This is a genomic window from Myxococcus vastator (assembly GCF_010894475.1).
GTDB lineage: Bacteria > Myxococcota > Myxococcia > Myxococcales > Myxococcaceae > Myxococcus > Myxococcus vastator.
Map to the genome: position 1 here is coordinate 1 of NZ_JAAIYB010000764.1, position 2038 is coordinate 2038.

The window sequence follows — 2038 nt, forward strand, 5'->3', positions numbered from 1 at the left end:
CACCCGGCCCGCCCAGGTCTATGAGGAGAGGTGTGAGCGAGCCCCAGCCCTCCTACTCCGATGAAGCGCCGCGCAAGAGCCGCACCACGGCCATCGCCGCGGCGGCGTGCGTGCTGCTCGCCCTGCCCTTCCTCGTGCTGGGCCCCTACCTGCTCAACGCCAAGGCCCGCGTGGAGCTGCGGTGCCAGCCCGGCGGCGTGTGCCTGCTGTTCCATTCCAGCTGGCTCACCCGCGACGAAGTGGCCAGCTTCGCGATGAAGGACGTGCAAGGCGTCAAGGTGGACCGGACCCGCGCCGCCCGCCGCAACCGCGTGCCCATCTTCCGGCCCACGCTGGTGACGGCGCACGGCGAGTACCCGCTCTTCTTCCAGTGGGCCACCGAGGAAGCGGTGGCCACGCGCGTGGAGGCGCAGCTGGAGCAGGCCTTCGCGAACCCGGGGGACGCCCCGCTGGAGTTTGTCTGGGATGACCGCGACGCCTCGCTGCGCGTGGGCGGCGCCTTCACCAGCGTGGGGGTGCTGCTGCTCGCCTTCGCCGCGTGGCTGGGCTTGCGAACGCGGACGCACCTGCGCGCCGAGCGGGCCTCGGCCTCCGCCTGAGCCCCCGGGACGAAGGGCCTTCGCCTCAGCCCCCGGCGAGCAGCAGGACGCCGACGAAGCGGGCCAGCACGAAGCCCGTCGTGACGCAGAAGGCCGCGCCGAAGCGCTCCAGGTCGAACCGGAGCTGCCAGTCCCACAGCTTCACCTTCTGGAAGCCGGCCACGACGGCGCCCAGGACGAAGGGGGCCAGCAAGCCCACGGCCCAGGCCAGCCCCTCGTCGCCGATGAGGGGCTCGGCGTGGAGCATCAGGCTGCCCGTCCCCAGCAGCACGCCCAGACCCAGCAGGAGCATCAGCCCGGCGGCGCCGAAGCGGCTCCTGTCCGAGTAGGTCGCCAGGACGCCCCGCATCAGTCCGATGAGTCCCTCTTCCACCATGCCCTGACGTCTAAGGCGGCCAGGCGGGCGATGAAAACTCGCGCCCGGCGCGTCACCAGCTTCTATCGGGCGGGGCGGAGCCTTCCTGGCGCGTCTTGAAGGCTCGGAAACGGGCCCTGAGCCCCTATCCGCGCCAAAGCAGGCGAGCAGGCCAGGAGACCCTCAACGGGCCCTCTGCCTGCTCCCCCTTCCCACTTGCACCTACGTGCCTACTTTGTGGCCGATGCTGCGCGCCCTCCTCGGCCGTTGGAGAAGTTCCCTGCGCCTGCTCCAGCCGGCGCATGTCGGTGCGGAGCGCGCCAAAATCAGCGTCGCCCGGTTGGACCACGAGTACGCCAACAAGGTGGTCGCCTTGCAGAACGTGGACCTCAACGTCCGATCGGGCGAATTCGTGTGCCTGCTGGGCCCGTCCGGCTGTGGCAAGTCCACGCTGCTCTACGCGCTGGCGGGGCACGTGGTGCCCACGGGGGGCTCGGTGTCCATCGACCGGCAGCCCATCCACGGGCCGGGGCCGGACCGGCTGCTGATGTTCCAGGAAGCCGCGCTGTTCCCGTGGCTCACCGTGCGCGGCAACATCACCTTCGCGTTGGCCGCCCGGGGCATGCCCCGCGCCGAGCGCCGCGAGCGGGCGGACACCTATATCCAGCGGGTGCAGCTGGGCGGCTTCGAGAACGCGCTGCCCCACCAGCTCTCCGGCGGCATGAAGATGCGGGCCTCGCTCGCCCGCGCGCTGGCCGTGGACCCGGCCGTGCTGCTCATGGACGAGCCCTTCGGTTCGCTGGACGCGCAGACGCGCATCCACATGCAGGAGCTCCTCCAGTCCATCTGGGTGCGCACCGGCAAGACGGTGGTGTTCGTCACCCATGACGTCCATGAAGCGCTGATGCTGGGCACCCGCGTGGTGCTGATGGCGCCCCGTCCGGGACGCGTGGTGAAGGACCTGGAGGTCCACCTGCCCATGCCGCGCCGGCCGGAGGACGCGGCGCTCAATGAAATGGTGCGGCACGTCGGCGGCCTGCTGCGCGAGGTGGAGGGCCGCGCCCATACGCGCTCGCTCCAGCCC

General features: G+C 71.2%; 3 protein-coding genes. 2 read left to right on the plus strand and 1 reads right to left on the minus strand.

What is annotated here, in order from left to right; genetic code table 11:
• The first annotated feature begins 32 nt into the window (after window positions 1–32).
• The gene (locus G4D87_RS37005) at window positions 33–599 is read left to right on the plus strand and encodes a hypothetical protein (protein ID WP_163787479.1); all 567 of its coding nucleotides are present in this window, start codon (window positions 33–35) and stop codon (window positions 597–599) included.
• Between the two features lie 25 nt (window positions 600–624).
• On the opposite strand, the gene G4D87_RS37010 is transcribed toward G4D87_RS37005, so the two are convergent.
• Window positions 625–975 (minus strand): hypothetical protein, encoded by a 351-nt coding sequence (locus G4D87_RS37010; protein ID WP_163787480.1) that lies wholly within the window; start codon window positions 973–975, stop codon window positions 625–627.
• A 223-nt stretch (window positions 976–1198) separates the two neighbouring features.
• Here G4D87_RS37010 and G4D87_RS37015 point away from each other — a divergent pair.
• On the plus strand, window positions 1199–2038 hold an 840-nt coding region (locus tag G4D87_RS37015; protein WP_163787481.1), incomplete at its 3' end, for an ABC transporter ATP-binding protein.